The sequence below is a fragment of the Mycolicibacter algericus DSM 45454 genome, assembly GCF_002086455.1.
GTDB lineage: Bacteria > Actinomycetota > Actinomycetes > Mycobacteriales > Mycobacteriaceae > Mycobacterium > Mycobacterium algericum.
The window spans coordinates 1-19,296 of the sequence record NZ_MVHC01000037.1 but is presented as its reverse complement, the minus strand read 5'-3'; the positions used below and the strand labels follow the sequence as shown (position 1 = coordinate 19,296).

Annotated in this window: 17 protein-coding genes; 14 read left to right on the top strand and 3 right to left on the bottom strand. The window is 68.7% G+C overall.

The features are described 5' to 3' along the window. Positions 1–139 precede the first annotated feature (139 nt). Both gjpA and glmS read left to right on the top strand, forming a co-directional pair. Positions 140–1,234: an outer membrane porin GjpA gene (gene gjpA, locus BST10_RS20145; RefSeq protein WP_163762360.1), complete on the top strand. Its 1,095-nt coding sequence runs from the start codon at positions 140–142 to the stop codon at positions 1,232–1,234. A gap of 137 nt (positions 1,235–1,371) precedes the next feature. Next, positions 1,372–3,240: a glutamine--fructose-6-phosphate transaminase (isomerizing) gene (glmS, locus tag BST10_RS20140; RefSeq protein WP_083040239.1), complete on the top strand. Its 1,869-nt coding sequence runs from the start codon at positions 1,372–1,374 to the stop codon at positions 3,238–3,240. A 32-nt stretch (positions 3,241–3,272) separates the two neighbouring features. Here the strand turns inward: glmS and BST10_RS20135 are convergent, their stop codons facing one another. After that, entirely contained in the window at positions 3,273–4,010 is a 738-nt protein-coding gene (locus tag BST10_RS20135) for an SDR family NAD(P)-dependent oxidoreductase (protein ID WP_083040237.1), read from the bottom strand. After that, positions 4,007–5,947, bottom strand: coding sequence for a flavin-containing monooxygenase (locus tag BST10_RS20130; protein ID WP_083040235.1), 1,941 nt, complete (start codon positions 5,945–5,947; stop codon positions 4,007–4,009). The genes BST10_RS20135 and BST10_RS20130 overlap by 4 nt, the downstream gene beginning before the upstream one ends. Positions 5,948–6,158: 211 nt before the next feature. Here BST10_RS20130 and BST10_RS20125 point away from each other — a divergent pair, with 211 nt between their 5' ends. Together BST10_RS20125 and gad are read left to right on the top strand one after the other, a co-directional pair. Then, positions 6,159–7,637 carry a bifunctional ADP-dependent NAD(P)H-hydrate dehydratase/NAD(P)H-hydrate epimerase gene (locus BST10_RS20125; protein WP_083040233.1) on the top strand — a complete coding sequence of 493 codons (1,479 nt, stop codon included), beginning with the start codon at positions 6,159–6,161 and terminating at the stop codon, positions 7,635–7,637. 14 nt (positions 7,638–7,651) lie between these two features. Then, positions 7,652–9,037 (top strand): glutamate decarboxylase, encoded by a 1,386-nt coding sequence (gene gad / locus BST10_RS20120; RefSeq protein ID WP_083040231.1) that lies wholly within the window; start codon positions 7,652–7,654, stop codon positions 9,035–9,037. An 82-nt stretch (positions 9,038–9,119) separates the two neighbouring features. Here gad and BST10_RS20115 read toward each other — a convergent pair whose 3' ends face one another. Further along, the gene (locus tag BST10_RS20115) at positions 9,120–9,992 is read right to left on the bottom strand and encodes a hypothetical protein (RefSeq protein WP_083040230.1); all 873 of its coding nucleotides are present in this window, start codon (positions 9,990–9,992) and stop codon (positions 9,120–9,122) included. Positions 9,993–10,158: 166 nt separating this feature from the next. On the opposite strand from BST10_RS20115, the gene alr reads away from it, so the two are divergent. From alr to BST10_RS20065, 10 genes are all read left to right on the top strand, one after another. Beyond that, a complete protein-coding gene (gene alr, locus BST10_RS20110) occupies positions 10,159–11,319 on the top strand; it encodes an alanine racemase (RefSeq protein WP_109559597.1) in 1,161 nt (386 codons plus the stop codon). After that, positions 11,309–12,418, top strand: a complete 1,110-nt coding sequence (locus BST10_RS20105; protein WP_083040228.1) for an alpha/beta fold hydrolase — start codon at positions 11,309–11,311, stop codon at positions 12,416–12,418. The genes alr and BST10_RS20105 overlap by 11 nt, the downstream gene beginning before the upstream one ends. Continuing rightward, positions 12,411–12,866 carry a tRNA (adenosine(37)-N6)-threonylcarbamoyltransferase complex ATPase subunit type 1 TsaE gene (gene tsaE / locus BST10_RS20100; RefSeq protein WP_013830170.1) on the top strand — a complete coding sequence of 152 codons (456 nt, stop codon included), beginning with the start codon at positions 12,411–12,413 and terminating at the stop codon, positions 12,864–12,866. Before BST10_RS20105 ends, tsaE begins: the two co-directional genes overlap by 8 nt. Next, entirely contained in the window at positions 12,851–13,948 is a 1,098-nt protein-coding gene (gene tsaB / locus BST10_RS20095; protein ID WP_083040227.1) for a tRNA (adenosine(37)-N6)-threonylcarbamoyltransferase complex dimerization subunit type 1 TsaB, read from the top strand. Before tsaE ends, tsaB begins: the two co-directional genes overlap by 16 nt. Beyond that, positions 13,945–15,000: a tRNA (adenosine(37)-N6)-threonylcarbamoyltransferase complex transferase subunit TsaD gene (gene tsaD / locus BST10_RS20090; RefSeq protein WP_083040225.1), complete on the top strand. Its 1,056-nt coding sequence runs from the start codon at positions 13,945–13,947 to the stop codon at positions 14,998–15,000. Before tsaB ends, tsaD begins: the two co-directional genes overlap by 4 nt. Positions 15,001–15,241: 241 nt before the next feature. Then, entirely contained in the window at positions 15,242–15,544 is a 303-nt protein-coding gene (gene groES / locus BST10_RS20085; protein WP_019736720.1) for a co-chaperone GroES, read from the top strand. Positions 15,545–15,632: 88 nt separating this feature from the next. Further along, positions 15,633–17,252 (top strand): chaperonin GroEL, encoded by a 1,620-nt coding sequence (groL, locus tag BST10_RS20080; RefSeq protein WP_013830166.1) that lies wholly within the window; start codon positions 15,633–15,635, stop codon positions 17,250–17,252. 228 nt (positions 17,253–17,480) lie between these two features. Then, positions 17,481–18,581 (top strand): ferritin-like domain-containing protein, encoded by a 1,101-nt coding sequence (locus BST10_RS20075; protein WP_083040223.1) that lies wholly within the window; start codon positions 17,481–17,483, stop codon positions 18,579–18,581. Between the two features lie 102 nt (positions 18,582–18,683). After that, entirely contained in the window at positions 18,684–18,983 is a 300-nt protein-coding gene (locus BST10_RS20070; protein ID WP_013830164.1) for a GlsB/YeaQ/YmgE family stress response membrane protein, read from the top strand. Positions 18,984–18,996: 13 nt separating this feature from the next. After that, positions 18,997–19,257, top strand: coding sequence for a hypothetical protein (locus BST10_RS20065; protein ID WP_083040221.1), 261 nt, complete (start codon positions 18,997–18,999; stop codon positions 19,255–19,257). The last annotated feature ends 39 nt before the right edge of the window (positions 19,258–19,296 follow it).

Below are 19,296 nucleotides of genomic sequence, written 5' to 3'. Positions count from 1 at the left end.
AATGCCCAAATCTCCGCTTTGGTACAGGGTCAAATCCGAGCGTAAAATTGCTTGTTCCACAGATTGCTATCAGGTAAGGTGGCAGTCATATTTAGAAGTGCCCGCTCCTCTGCGGACCAGATTATGAGGAGTTGCTCTCATGAATCCTGCACTGCGTCCTTTTGTCACAGCCGGTGTCGCCTTGGTAGGGGCCGGGATGATCACCGTTACCCCGGTGGCCACTCCGCTGCTTGAAGCCTCGGTGGTGCACGACGTGGCGCTGACCGCCGATATCGATTTCACCGGGGCGTGGACTGACGCCTTCAACACCGCGGAAGCCAACTTCGCGGACCTGCAGACCGCGATGCAGGACGCCAACACGGCACTCAGTGAGGCGTTGAGCAACGCCGATCTGAGTGAGCTGAACTTCCAGGAACTGGGTGCTGCCCTGACCTTCCTGGACGGGGACCAGAAGACGTTCCTCAATCCGCTCACCGAGTGGACGCTGAACGGCGCCGGCCCGGACGGGGATGCAACGGTGGATGCCACCCACGCGTTGCTGTATGCGATCCTGACCAACCAGGGCGGCGCCGTCGCGCCCGATCTGTTCCCAACGATTCCGGAACCGGTTCCGGACATCATCAACTTCTTGTCGTCGCCGTTGGCGGGTGTGCTGATCGGTGCCCTGGGGCCGTCCATCGCGCCGTGGGTGGCGTTGTTCAACAGCGTTGAAGCCATCAGCGCCGCTCTGACCGGGGACACCCCGGACACCGACGCGGCGCTGCAGGAGCTGGTCAACATCCCGGCGAACATGTTCAACGGGTTGCTCAACGGCGCCACGCTCAACCTTGACGCTCTGATCCCGGCCCTCACCGAAGGCGACCTGTTGCCCTTGCCGGAGGGTGCCGAGATCAGCTCTTTGAGCTTCGCCTTCGGCGGGTTGTTGACACCGGGGCTCGTGGGCGCCGATCCGGGCGACATCACTTACTTCGGTGATGCTGTCCCGGGTGGCGGTTCGATCTTCAACTCGCTGGGTCTTGGCCTGAGCATCACCGATCCATTGCCCCTCGACCTGCCCGTGCTGCCCCACGGGGTCGGGCTGGGTGGCGCGATAGCCGGCTTGGAGCAGGCGATCGCGGAGTTCCTCAGCGGCAACCTGGTCTTCGACCCGCCCGACGACGTCATCCCGGATCCGGCGTTGGCCACTGACGGATTGGCTGGTCTACTGGCCGACCTGTTCGGCGGCGGACTGTAGCCACCGAGTCAACCAGGCGAGGCGGTCCGGTATCGGCACGGCTGCCTCGACGGTCTGAAGCCTCGTTGACGGACGGGCCGCCGCCTGACCTGCGCGATTGCTAAGGGCCGCCCGCTGTTGCACTACCCTGAACAGCTATGTGCGGAATCGTCGGCTACGTCGGGCAACGGCCCGCGCGCGAGGTCGTCGTCGAGGCGCTGCGCCGCATGGAATACCGCGGCTACGACTCCGCCGGGATCGCGGTCGTCGATGGGGTCGGGCAGCTGACCATTCGGCGACGCGCCGGCCGGCTGGCCAACCTGGAAGCCGAACTGGCCAACACCGATCCGGCCCTGCTGGTCGGCGGCACCGGGCTGGGTCACACCCGCTGGGCCACCCACGGCCGGCCGACCGACCGCAACGCCCACCCGCACCGCGATGCGGCCTCCAAGTTCGCCGTGGTCCACAACGGCATCATCGAGAACTTCACTGCGCTGCGCGACGAGTTGGAGCGCGAGGGAGTGGAGTTCACGAGCGAAACCGACACCGAGGCGACCGTCCACCTGCTGGCCCGCGCGTACCGTCACGGCGACACCGCGGGAGACTTCGTGGCGTCGGCGCTGGCCGTGGTGCGCCGGCTGGAAGGCCACTACACGGTGGTGTTCGCCCACGCCGACGAGCCCGGCACCATCGTGGCGGCGCGCCGGTCCACCCCGCTGGTGGTCGGGATCGGCGACGGTGAGATGTTCCTCGGCTCGGACGTGGCGGCGTTCATCCCCTACACCCGGAACGCGATCGAGCTCGGCCAGGACCAGGCGGTGGTGATCACCGCGGACAGCTACCGCATCACCGACTTCGCCGGCCAGGACATGACCGGCACTGCCCGCCCATTTCATATCGATTGGGACCTGTCAGCCGCTGAGAAGGGCGGCTACGAGTACTTCATGCTCAAGGAGATCGCCGAGCAGCCCACCGCGGTGGCCGAGACGCTGCTCGGGCACTTCGAGGACGGCCGCATCGTGCTCGACGAGCAGCGCTTGAGCGATCACGAGTTGCGTGAGATCGACAAGGTGTTCGTGGTGGCCTGCGGCACCGCCTATCACTCCGGGCTGCTGGCCAAGTACGCGATCGAGCACTGGACGCGGCTGCCGGTGGAGGTGGAACTTGCCAGCGAATTCCGTTACCGGGACCCGGTTTTAGACCGCAGCACCCTGGTGGTGGCGATCAGCCAGTCCGGTGAGACCGCTGACACCCTGGAAGCCGTCCGGCACGCCAAGGATCAGAAGGCCAAGGTGCTGGCGGTCTGTAACACCAACGGCTCGCAGATCCCGCGTGAGTGCGACGCGGTGATCTACACCCGCGCCGGCCCGGAGATCGGTGTCGCCTCGACGAAGACGTTCTTGGCGCAGATCACCGCGAACTATCTGGTCGGTCTGGCGCTGGCACAAGCTCGCGGCACCAAGTATCCCGACGAGGTCGAGCGCGAGTACCTGCAGTTGGAGGCGATGCCCGAACTGGTGTCGCGGGTGCTGGAGGGCATCGACTCGGTGGCCGAGTTGGCGCGGCAGTTCGCGACATCGAGTGCGGTGCTCTTTCTCGGCCGTCACGTCGGCTACCCGGTGGCGCTGGAAGGCGCCTTGAAGCTCAAAGAGCTGGCGTACATGCACGCCGAGGGTTTCGCCGCCGGCGAGCTCAAGCACGGCCCGATCGCGCTGATCGAGGACGATCTGCCGGTGATCGTGGTGATGCCGTCGCCCAAGAACGCGGCGATGCTGCACTCCAAGCTGCTCTCCAACATCCGCGAGATCCAGGCCCGCGGCGCGGTCACCATCGTGATCGCCGAAGAGGGCGACGAGACGGTGCGGCCTTACGCCGACCATCTGATCGAGATCCCGGTCGTGCCCACGCTGTACCAGCCGCTGCTGTCGACCATTCCGCTGCAGGTGTTCGCCGCCGGGGTGGCCCAGGCGCGCGGCTACGACGTCGACAAGCCGCGCAACCTGGCCAAGTCGGTCACCGTCGAGTAGGCGGCGCACCTGCGCCGGTTGCTGGCCAGACGCTACGGGTGCCGGGCGGTGACCCCACCGTCGACGACCAGCTGGGTGCCGGTGATAAACGATGCCCGCGGCGACATCAAGAACGCCACCGCCGCGGCGACCTCGGCCGGTTGGCCGATGCGGCCGAGCGGGGCAGCGGCGACGAACCCGGCCGCAACCTCCTCGACGTCCAGGGCGATCTGCAGCATCGGGGTCTCGATGAAGCCGGGGCAGACCGCGTTGACCCGGATCCCGGCCGGGCCCAGCTGGGCGGCCATCGACCTGGTCAGCCCCAGCAGGCCGGCCTTGGAGGCGCAGTAGGCCGGGATGAAGGGGTTGGCGGTCAGGCCCTCGATGCTGGAGATGCCCACCACCGCCGGGCTGCCGCCGGCACCGGCGACGGCCGCTAGATGCGGCAGCATCAGCTGCACCAGCATCGCCTGGGCGCGCAGGTTGACATCCATGACGGCATCCCAGGATTCGCCGGTGTAGGCGCCCACTGGTTCGGGCAGCACCCGCCCGGCAGCATGCACCAGCCCGTCGATGCCGTCGAGCGCCTCGGCCGCGGCCGCGACCGCGACGGGCAGTGCGGCGTCGTCGCAGACGTCGACCACCGCGCCGGGTACCCCCAAACCGCTGGCCACATCCTCGACGGTGGATGCGATGTCCCACAACGCAACCCGGCGTCCGTCAGCGATCAGTGCCTCGGCGCACGCCCGGCCGATTCCCGATGCGGCACCGGTGATGACGACTCCGCTCACTTCACCGCTCCTTTGCAGATGACGAACTGTGACCAGTCCGGTTCTCGCACCATCGCCCAGTACTCGTCGAGCCGCCATGGGCTCACGGTGTGGATCTCGCCGTCGGCGTTCTTGAAGTAGGAGTGCTTGACCGCCGGATGTGCCCACACCGTGTTCTTGATGCCTTCCTGGGTGGCCCGATGCCATTCGGCGGCCGCCTGCGTGGTCGGCTCGATGCAGTGCAGCTGCTCCTCGACGAGTTTGGCCAGGCAGGCGTCGATGTAGCGCATCTCCAACTCCGAGTTGAAGATCAGGCTGCCGCCGTGCGCCAGATGAGCGCCGGGGCCGTAGAGCAGGAAGAAGTTCGGGAATCCGGGCACGGTGATGCCCAGGTACGCATACGGCCGGCGGCCCCACAGCGCATGCAGATCGGTGCCGTCACGGCCGGTGATGCGCATCGGCCACAGCACGTCGGTGTGCCGAAACCCGGTGGCGTAGACGATGACGTCGACCGCGTGGTGGACGCCGTCGTCGGTCTGGACGCCGCTCGGCGTGAGCGTGCGTATCGGGGTGCGGACCAGGTCGACGTTGTCGCGTTGCAGCGTTTTGAGCCAGGTGCCGTTGTCCTGCAGGGTGCGTTTGCCGGTGGCCGGATAGTCCGGCAGCACCTTGGCCAGCAGCTCCTCGTCGTCGCCGACCTGATCGGTGATCCAGCCGGTGAACATCTGCCGGGCCAGCGCGTTGACCTCGCTGACGGCGTAGTCCTGGTCAGGATAGTCCGGGTCCACCCGGGCGGCCTCCAGGCCTTTGTCGGCGCCGGGCCACAGCAGCAGAAACCGGTACCAGCGGCCGTAGAACGGCAGATGCCGCAGCGCCCAGCGCACCCCGTCGCCGACCGCGTCGTGATACATCGGGTTGGGGAACATCCACTGTGCGGTGCGCTGAAACACCGTGAGGTGCTCCACCTTTCCGGCGATCGCCGGCGCGATCTGGAATCCGCTGGCGCCCGCCCCGATCAGCGCCACCCGCTTGCCGGTCAGATCGATGCTGTGGTCCCAGGCCGCGGAGTGAAACGACGGCCCGGTGAAGCTGTCCGCGCCGTCGAGATCCGGCAGGTTCGGGCGGTTGAGCTGGCCGACCGCCGTGATCACCGCGCGCGCCGACATGGCCGACACCGCCCCGTCGTCGGTGCGCGTGGTCAGCGTCCAGGTCCCGGTGGCCTCATCCCAGGCGGCGTCGGTGACCTCGGTATTCCACCGGATATGGTCGCCGAGACCGTGTTTGGCGATCACATCGGTGAAATAGGCTTGCAGTTCCGGCTGTTCGGCGAAGTAGTGGCCCCAATCGTTGTTGGGTTCGAAGCTGAAGCAGTAGAAGTGGTTGGCGACGTCCACCCGGGCTCCCGGATAATCGTTCTCCCACCAGGTGCCGCCCGGGCCGGCATTCTTCTCGACGATGGTGAAGGGAATACCGGCCTGCGCCAGCCGGATTCCGGCCAACACTCCCGATTCGCCGCAGCCGATCACCACCACCGGAAGCTCCGCTGCCCGCTCAGGTTGCAGCGGTGCGGGGCGGCGGGGGTCGACGCCGGCGAGGTCGAGTTCCTCGGCGAGCAGGCCCAGGTAGTCGTCCGGGACGGTCTCGCACGCCGCCCAGTCCATCATCTCCTTGATCAGCTCGGCGGGCAGCGGTGCGGGTTGCGGGCAGCCGCGGTCGCGGTAGTCGATGATCACCGGCAGCGCTTCGGCGCGGGCGCGGGCCTTGTCCGCTTCGGACATGAACCCCTGAATCTCGTTGAGGAAGATCCCGTTCTGCTTGAACTCCCGGATGAAACGGGGGTCGCCGGTGATGTGCACGCACGACAGCAGCAAGGTCGGAATGGAGACCTGCTCCAAGGCGGCGGCGATATCGGCGTCGGTGGTGGTGAACGGTTCCCCGGCGTAGCGGTTGCGCGGCAACTCGGACCCTTTCCAACAGACTGCATCGATCCGCTACTGTGCGTCGCGAAATTGATTCGGACGATACTTGAGCCATCGTGGCTGATCAAGAGTCGGCACCGGGGGCCTGTTACCCATTGACCCGCCCCGTCCGGCCCGGGCAACTAGCCTGGCCAGGACGAGGACAGACGAGAACGGACCAGGACGGACGAGGAAGGGCGAGGACGGGGCCGTGCGGCACTATTACACCGTCGAGGTGATCCGCGCCGCCGAAGCGCCGCTGCTGGCGACCCTGCCCGACGGGGTCTTGATGCGCCGGGCCGCATTCGGCCTCGCCACCGCGATCGCCCGGGAACTGACCGGTCGCACCGGCGGGGTGGCCGGCCGCAGCCTGTGCGCGGTAGTCGGCTCCGGAGACAACGGGGGTGACGCGCTGTGGGCCGCCACGCTGCTGCGCCGGCGCGGCGCGGCGGCCAGTGCGATCCTGCTCAACCCGGAGCGCGCGCACGCCAAGGGTCTGGCGGCATTCAGGCGGGCCGGTGGCCGGATCGTCGATACGGTGCCGCCCGCAACGGATCTGGTGATCGACGGGGTGGTCGGGATCTCCGGACGGGGTGCGCTTCGCCCGAATGCCGCCGAAGTTTTCGCCGCGGTGCAGGACGCGGGCATCCCGGTGGTGGCCGTCGACATTCCCAGTGGCCTGGACCCGCACACCGGGGCTGCCGAGGGCCCCGCGGTGCGCGCCGCGCTTACCGTCACCTTCGGCGGCCTCAAACCCGTACACGCGCTGGGACAGTGCGGGCGGGTCGAGCTCATCGACATCGGCCTGGAATTGCCGGCCACCGACACCCGCTCGCTGGAAGCCGCGGACGTCGAGGCGTGCTGGCCGGCGCCCGGGCCGCGCGACGACAAGTACACCCAGGGCGTCACGGGAGTCCTGGCCGGCTCGGCGACCTACCCGGGCGCGGCGATCCTGTGTGCCGGCGCGGCGGTGGCCGCCACCTCCGGCATGGTGCGCTACGCCGGAAGTGCTGCCGCCGAAGTGGTTTCGCACTGGCCCGAGGTGGTGGCCGCGCCCAGCCCCGCCGCCGCCGGCCGGGTGCAGGCCTGGGTGGTGGGACCGGGCCTGGGTACCGACGAGGCCGGCGCCGCCGCGCTGTGGTTCGCGCTCGGCACCGACGTGCCGGTGATCGTCGACGCCGACGCGCTGACCATCCTGGCCGCCCACCCGTCGCTGGTGGCCGACCGAGCCGCACCCACCGTGCTCACCCCGCACGCCGGGGAGTTCGCCCGGCTGGCCGGGCACCCGCCCGGCGACGACCGGGTCGGCGCGGCCCGGGCCCTCGCCGAGAAGTTCGGGGCCACCGTGCTGCTGAAGGGCAACGTCACCGTCGTCGCCGATCCGGCCGGCGGTTCGGCGAGGCTCGACGGAGGAGAGCCGACACCGGGACCGCCGTATGGGCGCGGCCCGGTCTATCTCAACCCGTCGGGCGGATCCTGGGCGGCCACCGCCGGCTCCGGGGACGTGTTGTCCGGGATGATCGGCGCACTGCTGGCCTCGGGCCTGCCCGCTGCCCAGGCCGCCGCGGCCGCCGCGTTCGTGCACACCCGGGCGGCCGCGGCCTCGGCCGCCGACCCCGGACCCGGCGACACCCCCACGTCGGCGTCGCGCATCTTGGCCCACATCCGCACCGCTCTGGCCGAGCTATGAGAAGAGGAGTCGCTGTGACCCATTCCCACCCGTCCGTCCCCGCACACACCATCGCCCCGGCCTATACCGGGCGATTGTTCACCTCACCGGTCCCGGCGTTGCGGATGCCCGACGAATCGATGGAGCCGCAGGCCGCCTACCGCTTCATCCACGACGAGCTGATGCTCGACGGTAGTTCGCGGCTGAACCTGGCCACCTTCGTCACCACCTGGATGGACCCTGAGGCGTCGGCGCTGATGGCGGAGTCGTTCGACAAGAACATGATCGACAAGGACGAGTATCCGGCCACCGCGGCCATCGAGCAGCGCTGCGTGTCCATGGTCGCCGACCTGTTCCACGCCGAGAACCTGCGCGACGACGACCCGGCCAGCGCCATCGGGGTGTCCACCGTCGGCTCGTCCGAGGCGGTGATGCTCGGCGGGCTGGCGCTCAAGTGGCGCTGGCGCGCCAAGGTCGGCGATTGGCAGGGGCGCACGCCCAACCTGGTGATGGGCTCCAACGTCCAGGTGGTGTGGGAGAAGTTCTGCCGCTACTTCGACGTCGAGCCCCGCTACCTGCCGATGGCGCAGGGTCGCTACGTGATCACCCCGGAGCAGGTCGTCGATGCCGTCGACGAGAACACCATCGGGGTGGTGGCGATCCTGGGCACCACCTACACCGGCGAACTGGAACCCGTCGAGGCGATCTGTGCCGCGCTCGACAAGCTGGCCGCCGGCGGCGGTCCCGACGTGCCGGTGCACGTCGACGCGGCGAGTGGCGGATTCGTGGTGCCGTTTCTGCACCCGGACCTCAAGTGGGACTTCCGGCTGCCGCGGGTGGTGTCGATCAACGTCAGTGGCCACAAGTATGGCCTCACCTACCCCGGTATCGGGTTCGTGGTGTGGCGCAGTGCCGAGTATCTGCCCGAGGAACTGGTGTTCCGGGTGAACTACCTCGGTGGGGATATGCCCACCTTCACGCTGAACTTCTCCCGGCCGGGCAACCAGGTCGTCGGCCAGTACTACAACTTCCTGCGGCTCGGCCGCAACGGCTACACCGAGGTGATGCGCACGCTGTCCGACACCGCCCGCTGGCTGTCGCATCAGCTGGCCGCTTCGGAGCACTTCGAGGTGATCTCGGACGGGTCAGCGATCCCGGTGGTGTCGTGCCGCCTCGCCGGTGATCGCGGCTACACCGAGTTCGACGTCTCCCACGAGCTGCGCACCTTCGGCTGGCAGGTGCCGGCCTACACCATGCCCGAGGGCGCCGAGGACGTCGCCGTGCTGCGCGTGGTGGTGCGTGAGGGGCTCTCGGCGGATCTCGCCCGGGCCCTCTTCGACGACACCCTCAAGGCGGTGACCGCCCTGGACCGGGTCAAACCGGGCGGGCATTTCGACGACCAGCAGCACTTCGCCCACTGACCGGTCGTCCGCACCGCCGAGTGTGCGTTTTAGGTCGCAAAATCGCGAATTCGGCGCCCATACCGCACACTCGGCGGGCCGGTCACCAGGTGGTCGGGCAGCCCCGGCTGATCAACGCCGCCGCGACCCGCGCCAGGAAGGTTTCGGGGCGTAGGTGCAGCGTGCGGGACGTCAACCGGATGTCGATCCAGCCGGCCTCGGCGATGAAGTTGTAACGCTCGGCATCACGTTCCCGCTGCTTGGGGTCAAGCCAATGGTGGGCGCCCTCGAAGTCGGCGCCGACGAGGTATTCCTCCCAACCCATGTCGATGCGAGCGCCGACGTTGCCATGGGCGTCGTGCACCGGTACTTGAGTCTGTGGTGGCGGGAAACCGGCTTGTACGAGGCGCAGCCGGGTAAGCGACTCATACGGCGATTCGGACCCGCCGTCGACATGGCGCAGCGTGGTATTCAGCTGCTGCAGGCCTCGGGCGCCCCGGTGCGCGTCGGCCACCGCCGCGATGTCCACCACCTTGAGATCGGTGGCGTTCATGAGCGCGTCGACGCGCTGCACGCCCTCGGTGGTCAGCAAACGTCTGCCCAGGTCGAAGGCGGTGCGGGCGGCCGTCGTCACCGGTAGGCCGCGAACCATCTGCACCTCGCCGGGCAGCAGAGTGTCGGTGTGCACCGTCAGCAGCGGCGGTGCTCGTCGATTGCTGTGCACCAGCTCGGCGGGCGCGTCGCCATCGATCCACTTCGCGCCGAGCACCGCCGACGCCGACAGCCCGGCGAGCACACCTCGGCGGCGCGACCACAGCCACGCGGCGTAGGCCCGGTCGCGCGCCGTGAGTTGCATCTCGCGTGGCACCCACACGCCCGGATAGATGCCGACGTAGTCGCGGCGCAGTTCGGCGCGGGTCACCGCGCGGCGAGCCAGCGCCTCGGACGCCAGGATCGGCCCGCGTGGTGCTTGCATCACCGCAGCGTGGCATCCGTCGCCGGTCCGGTGTCGACGTCCATTCACAGGCCGCCGTCGGTCGAGTGAGCGTTTTGGCACCGGAATCGGTCGTTTTCGCGACCAAACCGCTCACTCGGCGCGGTCACCGGGGCATCCGGTGGGTTCTGGGACAATCGAGACCGACATGACTGCCACATCCCGAACAGCCGGCCTGCTCGGCGAAGCCCTGGTGGACCTGGATGCCATCGCGCACAACGTGCGGGTGCTGTCTGACCAGGCCGGCGCCGCCGAGGTGATGGCCGTGGTCAAAGCCGACGGCTACGGCCACGGCGCCGCCCAGGTGGCGAGAGCGGCATTAGCGGCCGGAGCAGCCGAACTCGGGGTCGCCACCGTCGACGAGGCGCTGGCGTTGCGGGCGGCCGGCATCGCCGCCCCGGTCCTGGCGTGGCTGCAGGGCCCCGACACCGACTTCGCGCCCGCCCTGACCGCCGACGTGCAGATCGCGGTCTCCTCGGTGCGGCAGCTCGAGGAGTTGCTCGACGCCGTGGCCCGCACCGGGCGCACCGCCACGGTGACGGTCAAGGCCGACACCGGTATGAACCGCAACGGCATCGGCGCCGCCGGCTACCCCGAGCTGCTGGGTGCGCTGCGCCGCGCTGTCGCCGACGACGCGATCCGGGTGCGGGGGCTGATGTCGCACCTGGCCTGCGCTGATGAAGCCGACAACCCGGTGAACAACGTTCAAGCGCAACGGTTCTCCGATATGCTCGCGCTGGCCCGCGATAAGGGCCTGACGTTCGAGGTGGCCCACCTCGCGAATTCTGCCGGGGTGATGACCCGGCCGGACCTGGCCTTCGACATGGTGCGGCCCGGTATCGCCGTCTACGGGCTCAGTCCGCTGCCCGAGCGTGGCGACATGGGCCTGGTCCCCGCCATGACGCTGAAATCCATTGTGGTGCTGGTCCGCTCGATCAAGGCCGGCGAGGCGGTCTCTTACGGGCATACCTGGACCGCCGCGGCAGACACCACGCTGGCGCTGGTCCCGATGGGCTACGCCGACGGCGTGTTCCGCCCGCTGAGCGGCCGGTTCGACGTGCTGATCAACGGCCGGCGCCGGCCCAGCGTCGGACGGGTCTGCATGGACCAGTTCGTCGTCGACCTCGGCCCCGGGCCGGTCGACGTGACCGAGGGTGACGAGGTCATCCTGTTCGGACCCGGAACGGGCGGCGAGCCGATCGCCCAGGACTGGGCCGACGCCCTGGGCACCATCCACTACGAGGTGGTGAACTCACCGCGCGGACGGGTCGCCAGAACCTACCGGGGGGCCGGGTCCGATGGCCGTTAAGCGGCGGCGCGCCAGGCTGCGAACCGGCCGCTGGCTGGCCGGGGCGGCCGGGGTGACCGCCGTCGGCACCATCGCCGGATCCACCATCGCGCGCTCGCTGACCCGCCGCACCACCGCCGACGATCCCTACGCCGCCGAGGATTTCGAGATCCTGGCGCACGACCACAGTTCGGTGGTGGTCACCGACGACGGCGTCGAACTGGCGGTCCGCGACGTGGGCCCCCGCAACGCGCCGCTGACCGTGGTGTTCGCGCACGGTTTCTGCCTGCGGATGGGCTCGTTCCACTTTCAGCGGGCGCGGCTGACCGCCGAATGGGGCCGCCAGGTCCGGATGGTCTTCTACGACCAACGCGGCCACGGTGATTCCACGGTCGCCCCGCCGGATACCTACACCGTTCCGCGGCTCGGTCAGGATCTGGAGGCGGTGCTGGCCGCGACGGTGCCGCGCGGACCGGTGGTCTTGGTTGGGCATTCGATGGGCGGCATGACCGTGTTGTCGCATGCCCGGCAGTTTCCGCAGCGCTACCGCAACCGGATAGCGGGCGCGGCACTGATCTCCTCGGCGGCCAAAGGTGTTTCCCGATCACCGTTGGGCGAGATCCTGCGCAACCCGGCCCTGGAGGCGGTCCAGTTCACCGTGCGCTACGTCCCGGGCCTGGTGCACCGCGGCCGCGGCGCGGCCCGCCGGGTGATCGCGCCGATCCTGCGCGCCGCCTCCTACGGCACCGACCAGATCAGCCCGAGCGTGGTGGCGTTCTCCGAGGAGATGATGCACACCACCCCGGTGGCCACCATGGTCGGATTCCTGCACGCACTGGAGGTTCACGACGAGAGTGCCGCACTGGAGACGTTGGCCAAGATCCCGACCCTGGTCGCCTGCGGCGACCGCGATCTGCTCACCCCGGACGGCTACTCACGGGCCATGGCGGCCGCGCTGTGGGACTGCGAGCTGGTGATCGTTCCCGGAGCGGGGCACCTGGTGCAGCTGGAGGAACCCGACATCATCGACGACGCGTTGGTGCGGTTGGTGGAGCGCGCCACCCCCCGCCGGGTCACACTGACCCGCCGGCTGCGCCGGAAGGCCGGGCGCAGTGGCTGACACGCAGCACCTGGCGACGGCCGAAGACACCGTGGCGCTGGGAACGCGCCTCGGTGGGCAGTTGCGCGCCGGCGATGTCGTGGTGCTCTCCGGTCCGCTCGGCGCCGGAAAGACGGTGCTGGCCAAGGGGATCGCCGCGGCAATGGACGTCGAGGGTCCGGTCACCTCGCCGACATACGTGCTGGCCCGCGAACATCGGGCCCGCCGGCCCGGTGACCCGGCGATGATCCACGTCGACCTCTACCGACTGCTCGACGAATCGGGACTGGACCTGCTGGCTGAATTGGACTCGCTGGATCTGGATACCGAACTCGACGACGCCGTCGTCGTGGTGGAGTGGGGCGAGGGACTGGCCGAGCGACTCTCGGAGCGGCACCTGGACGTTCGGCTGGACCGCGCAGCGGAATCCGACACCCGTACCGCGACCTGGCGATGGCACACGCCGTGACCGGGGCGATCCTGACCATCGACACCGCCACACCAGCGGTCACCGCGGGCTTGGTGGCCCTAGATGAGACGGAGCGGCGCACCGTGCTCGCCGAGCGCGTCACCCTGGATGCGCGCGCGCACGCCGAGCGGCTCACCCCCAATGTGCTTGCCGCACTGGCCGATGCGGGGCTGGGCATGACGGACCTGACTGCGGTGGTGGTGGGCTGCGGGCCGGGGCCGTTCACCGGGCTGCGGGTCGGGATGGCCAGCGCCGCCGCCTACGGGCATGCGTTGGGGATCGCTGTCCACGGGGTCTGCAGCCTCGACGCGATCGGGGTCTGCACCACCGGAGCGACCTTGGTGGTGACCGATGCCCGGCGCCGCGAGGTTTATTGGGCGCGCTACCGCGACGGGGTCCGGGTAGCCGGCCCGGCAGTCAGCGCCCCGGCCGACGTCGACGTCGGCGACGCCGCGGCGGTGGCCGGCTCGCCCGCGCACGCCGGCCTGTTCGGGCTGCCGGTGATCGACCTGGCCTGTCCCACTCCGTCGGGACTGGTTGCCGCGGTGCGCGATTGGGGCAGTGAGCCGGCGCCGCTGGTGCCGTTGTACCTGCGCCGCCCTGATGCCAAGCCGCGGGATGCTGCGGCGCCGCCGGTGGTGGTCGGTGCGCTGCTCGACAGCGATGCGGCGCGCTGCGCCGAACTGGAGACCCAGCTGTTCGGCGGCGACGACCCATGGCCGCCCGCGGCGTTCAGCCGGGCGATCGGCGCGGCCGACCACCACTATGTTGCGGCCCGGCTCGGCGACCGGCTGGTCGGCTACGGCGGGATCGCCCGGCTGGGGCGCACCCCGCCGTTCGAGTTCGAGGTGCACACCATCGGGGTGGACCCGGCTCATCAGGGCCGTGGCATCGGACGGCGGCTGCTGGCCGACCTACTGGATTACGCCGACGGCGGCGTCGTGCACCTGGAGGTCCGCACCGACAACACCGCGGCGATCGGGCTCTACCGCGACGTCGGTTTCGTCGAGACCGGTGTGCGCAAGCGCTACTACCGCAACGGCGCGGACGCCTACATGATGCGGCGGGAGGCCCGTTCATGACAATAGTGCTGGCCATCGAGTCCTCCTGCGATGAAACAGGTGTCGGGATCACCCGGCTGGCCGCCGACGGCACGCTGACGCTGTTGGCCGACGAGGTGGCCTCCAGCGTCGAAGAGCACACCCGGTTCGGCGGGGTGGTGCCCGAGATCGCCTCACGTGCCCACCTGGAGGCGCTGGGCCCGACGATGCGCCGGGCACTCGAGACGGCCGGGGTGGCGCGTCCCGATGCGGTGGCTGCCACCATCGGGCCCGGTCTGGCCGGAGCGCTGCTGGTGGGCGTGGCCGCGGCCAAGGCCTATGCGGCCGCCTGGGGGGTGCCGTTCTACGCGGTCAACCACCTGGGCGGGCATCTGGCGGCCGATGTCTATGCCCACGGGCCGTTGCCCGAATGCGTGGCCCTGCTGGTCTCCGGCGGCCACACCCACCTGCTGCACGTGCGGTCGCTGGGGGAGCCGATCGTCGAGCTGGGCAGCACCGTCGACGACGCCGCGGGGGAGGCCTACGACAAGGTGGCCCGGCTGCTCGGGCTGGGTTACCCCGGCGGGCGGGTGCTCGACGAGCTGGCCCGCACTTGCGACCGGGAGGCCGCGGAGATCCCAGTGTTCCCGCGTGGGATGACCGGTGCGCGCGACGCCCCGTATGCGTTCAGCTTCTCGGGCTTGAAAACCGCGGTGGCCCGCTACGTGGAGGCCAATCCCGACTTCGTTCCCGCCGATGTGGCGGCCGGCTTCCAGGAGTCGGTGGCCGACGTCTTGACGGCCAAGGCGGTGCGGGCGGCCACTGAGCTGGGGGTGTCGACGCTGCTGATCGCCGGCGGGGTGGCGGCCAACTCCCGGTTGCGGGAGCTGGCCGAGCAGCGCTGCGCGGCGGCGGGCCTGACGCTGCGGATCCCGCCGCTGCGGTTGTGTACCGACAACGGGGCGATGATCGCGGCGTTCGCGGCGCAGCTGATCGCGGCCGGGGTGCCGCCCTCGCCGCTCGATGTCGCCACCGATCCGGGCCTGCCGGTCGTTTGCGCCAGCGTGCGCGTCCCCGGTCGACACGCCGGGTGAGCTGCCGTTTCTGCGCACGTTCGCGGGTGAGCAGGCCGGATACCGAGGAAGCACCGCCCCCACCTTGAGTGCTAGCACTCTCGTGTATAGAGTGCTAGGTGGCAGTCGGACGAATCCTGGCTCGGCACCCGCGACGACGACGCGAGGGCTCGCACGAATGCCGAACACCTTAAGTAAGTACGTTCCGATGCGACCGGGCAGCGAGCCGGGTCGCATCCAGACAATGTGGAGGGCTCCAATCGTGGCGAGCGTGAACATCAAGCCACTCGAGGACAAGATCCTCGTTCAGGCCAACGAGGCCGAGACCACGACCGCTTCCGGTCTGGTCATTCCGGACACTGCCAAGGAGAAGCCGCAGGAAGGCACCGTCGTCGCCGTCGGCCCCGGCCGGTGGGATGAGGACGGCGACAAGCGGATTCCGCTGGACGTCAAGGAAGGCGACGTCGTCATCTACAGCAAGTACGGCGGCACCGAGATCAAGTACGCCGGCGAGGAGTACCTGATCCTGTCCGCGCGCGACGTGCTGGCCATCGTCGGCAAGTAGCCAAAGCAGACACCGTGCCCGCCCCGGAGGTCCCCGTAGTACGGGTGATGTCCGGGGCGGCACGCGTGACGGGAAAGGGTTGACATTCGTGAGCAAGCAGATTGAGTTCGACGAGGCCGCCCGCCGGGCCTTGGAGACCGGCGTCGACAAACTGGCCGACGCGGTCCGGGTCACGCTGGGCCCGCGCGGCCGCGCCGTGGTGCTGGCCAAGTCGTTCGGCGGCCCGACGGTGACCATGGACGGCGTCACGGTGGCCCGTGAGGTCGACCTGGAGGACCCGTTCGAGAACCTCGGCGCCCAGTTGGTGAAGTCGGTGGCCACCAAGACCAACGACGTGGCCGGCGACGGCACCACCACCGCCACTGTGCTGGCCCAGGCCATCATCTCCGGCGGGCTGCGCAACGTCGCGGCCGGCGCCAACCCGATCGCGCTGGGCGCCGGTATCGCCAAGGCCGCCGACGCGGTATCCGAGGCGCTGCTGGCCGCGGCGACCCCGGTCGCCGGCAAGGAGTCGATCGCGCAGGTGGCCAACGTCTCCTCGCGCGACGAGGAGATCGGTGAAATGGTCGGCGAGGCGATGACCAAGGTCGGCAGTGACGGCGTGGTCAGCGTGGAGGAGTCCTCGACGCTGTCCACCGAACTGCAGATCACCGACGGCGTCGGCTTCGACAAGGGTTTCCTGTCGGCCTACTTCGTCACCGATTTCGACTCGCAGGAGGCCGTCCTGGAGGATGCGCTGATCCTGCTGCACCGCGACAAGGTCAGCTCGCTGCCCGACCTGCTGCCGCTGCTGGAGAAGGTCGTCGAGGCGGGCAAGCCGCTGGTGATCATCGCCGAGGACGTCGAGGGCGAGCCGCTGTCGACGTTGGTGGTCAACGCGATCCGCAAGACGCTGAAGGCCGTGGCGGTCAAGGCGCCGTACTTCGGCGACCGGCGCAACGCGTTCCTGGAGGACCTCGCGATCGTCACCGGCGCCCAGGTGATCAACCCCGACGTCGGCCTGACGCTGCGGGAGGCCGGCCTGGACGTGCTGGGTACGGCGCGCCGGGTGGTGGTGTCCAAGGATGACACCGTGATCGTTGACGGCGCCGGTACCGCCGAGGCGATCGCCGCTCGCGTCAAGCAGCTGCGCGCCGAGATCGAGGCGACCGACTCCGACTGGGACCGCGAGAAGCTCGAGGAGCGGCTGGCCAAGCTGGCCGGCGGCGTGGCGGTGATCAAGGTCGGCGCGGCCACCGAGACGGCCCTCAAGGAGCGCAAGCACCGGGTCGAGGACGCGGTGGCGGCGGCCAAGGCCGCCGTCGAGGAGGGCATCATCACCGGCGGCGGTACCGCGCTGATCCAGGCCCGCGGGGCGCTGTCGAAGCTGGCGTCCTCGCTCAGCGGTGACGAGAAGCTGGGCGTGGAGGTGTTCGCGGCCGCGCTGAGCGCACCGCTGTACTGGATCGCCAGCAACGCCGGCGTCGACGGCGCGGTGGTGGCCAGCAAGGTCGCCGAGCTGCCGGCCGGTCAGGGTTTCAACGCCGCGACGCTGACCTACGGCGACCTGGCTGCCGACGGGATCGTCGACCCGGTCAAGGTGACCCGGTCGGCGGTGCTCAACGCCGCCTCGGTGGCACGCATGGTGCTGACCACTGAGACGGCCGTCGTGGACAAGCCGGTCGAGGAGGCCGCCGACGCTCACGGGCATCACGGGCACGCCCACTAGGTGGTTCCGACGAAGGCGCCCCCGGTCCTGATGGGCCGGGGGCGTTTTCGTCGCCTCGATCAGTGCAGCGTGTCCGGGCACAAGAAACGTTGCGAAGCGGACCCGTGAGTGCGAATCTTCTCCCTGAGCGAGCCCGCCCCGCCCCAAGGCTTGACGCGCCGCCAGACGCGGCGCAGTGTGATACACGTCATAGTCCACCGGTCGCACCGGGGAAGAAGGCGGCAGCTCATGACCACCAAGGACAAGTACACCGAGGTGCCCGTACCGTACGCGTGGCAGGTTCCTAACGCCGGCGACGCGCGCTTCACATGGGAGTACGACGACGGCAGGGCCCGCCTGCTGTCCCTGTACCAGAAGGGCAAGGACAAGCAGTGGGACGCTCAGTCGCGTATCGACTGGACCCAAGACGTCGACCCGTTGAACCCGGTTGGGCTACCCGACGATTTCCACCCACTGTTCGGCAGCCCGATGTGGGACGCCGCGGACGACGCACGCCGCGCCGAGATGCGCCAGCATTTCCAAGCCTGGCAGCTCTCACAGTTCCTGCACGGGGAGCAGGGCGCGATGGTGTGCGCGGCCAAGATCGTCGACGTCGTCCCGGACCTGGACGCGAAGTTCTACGCGGCGACGCAGACCATGGACGAGGCTCGGCACGTCGAGGCATTCTCGAGGTTCCTGCAGGAGAAGGTCGACATGGTCTATCCGATCAACAAGCACCTGACCGCACTGCTTGACGACACCCTGCGTGACTCCCGTTGGGACATGCCCTATCTGGGCATGCAGGTACTCATCGAAGGACTCGCTCTGGCCGCCTTCGGAGTGTTGCGGGACATGTCAGCGCCGGGTTCGCTGGCCAAGCAGGTGCTGGCCTACGTCATGCAGGATGAGGCCAGGCACGTCGCTTTCGGCCGAATCTCGCTGAAGGACTACTACTCACAGCTGACTGAGTCCGAGCGGGACGACCGTGAAGAGTTCGTGGTGGATGCCTGCTACCTGATGCGGGACCGATTCCGCGGCGAGGAAGTCTTCGAGACCCTCGGTATGGACGTCGAGGCGTGCGCCGCATGGGTCGACGCATCCCCGTTGATGATCCAGTTCCGTTCACATCTGTTCAGCCGTATTGTGCCGATCGTCAAAGACATCGGGTTGTGGGGCACCAAGGTGCAGAAGGCCTTCCGGGACATGGGGGTGCTCGACATGGCCGCCTTCGACATCGAGGCGTTGATGAGGGCCGACGAGGATCAGGCCGAGGCCCTGGATAAGGCGCAGGCCGAGATGGCCGACCGGGCGGCCGAGGTCAATGAGGTGATCGCAGCGGGCGCCAGTTGATCAAGCGTGGGAGACGGCCGTTTATAACCGTTCAGAACGGGTATTGATTCTCCGCGCGGTCGAGTAAGACGGCGTGTTGAGGGCGCTGTAAAGGAGATCACCATGGACCCAGTGGCGGCAACCGAGTTCCTGGCCCGCTCTACAACATTGACCAGTGTCGGATGGATCGGCTACATCATTATCGGTGCTATTGCCGGCTGGATCGCGGGCATCGTCATGAAGTCGAAGTATGGCCTGCTCACCGACATTGTCGTGGGTGTTGTCGGCGCTCTGATCGGCGGTTTTCTGCTCAGCTTCGTCGTCGACACGGCGAGCGGAGGTTGGTGGTTCACATTGTTCACTGCAATCCTGGGCGCAATCATCCTGCTGTGGCTGCTGCGCCTGTTCGGCCGCGAGGCGTAAGGGGCGAGAAAAAATGATGAAATACGTTGCGGTTGCGGCCATGGCCGTGGGTGTGCTGTTGTCCAGTGGGTGCTCGGCGTCGAAGGTGATGAATACCGGCGGCGACACCCGGTGCAAGGATTTCATCGAGCAGGATGAGAAGAAGCAGGACGACGAAATCAGCAAGATGCTCAAAGACAAGAGCGGCGCGGACCCCTCCAATTTGGAGATTTCGGCGACCCGGTTGTCGGTTTCGAGGCTCTTCCGGTTTCAGAGTGCGTTGATCCGGTCTTGAAGTTGGCCGGAGTGGATCAGGGATCGCAGGATGTAGTGG

What these genes read in the sequence shown, in the direction of transcription:
- gjpA (WP_163762360.1), top strand. Translation starts at nt 140, where the DNA reads ATGAATCCTGCACTGCGTCCTTTTGTCACAGCCGGTGTCGCCTTGGTA.
- BST10_RS20115 (WP_083040230.1), bottom strand. Translation starts at nt 9,992, where the DNA reads ATGCAAGCACCACGCGGGCCGATCCTGGCGTCCGAGGCGCTGGCTCGC.
- alr (WP_109559597.1), top strand. Translation starts at nt 10,159, where the DNA reads ATGACTGCCACATCCCGAACAGCCGGCCTGCTCGGCGAAGCCCTGGTG.
- tsaD (WP_083040225.1), top strand. Translation starts at nt 13,945, where the DNA reads ATGACAATAGTGCTGGCCATCGAGTCCTCCTGCGATGAAACAGGTGTC.
- BST10_RS20065 (WP_083040221.1), top strand. Translation starts at nt 18,997, where the DNA reads ATGATGAAATACGTTGCGGTTGCGGCCATGGCCGTGGGTGTGCTGTTG.
- BST10_RS20070 (WP_013830164.1), top strand. Translation starts at nt 18,684, where the DNA reads ATGGACCCAGTGGCGGCAACCGAGTTCCTGGCCCGCTCTACAACATTG.
- BST10_RS20075 (WP_083040223.1), top strand. Translation starts at nt 17,481, where the DNA reads ATGACCACCAAGGACAAGTACACCGAGGTGCCCGTACCGTACGCGTGG.
- BST10_RS20105 (WP_083040228.1), top strand. Translation starts at nt 11,309, where the DNA reads ATGGCCGTTAAGCGGCGGCGCGCCAGGCTGCGAACCGGCCGCTGGCTG.
- glmS (WP_083040239.1), top strand. Translation starts at nt 1,372, where the DNA reads ATGTGCGGAATCGTCGGCTACGTCGGGCAACGGCCCGCGCGCGAGGTC.
- tsaB (WP_083040227.1), top strand. Translation starts at nt 12,851, where the DNA reads ATGGCACACGCCGTGACCGGGGCGATCCTGACCATCGACACCGCCACA.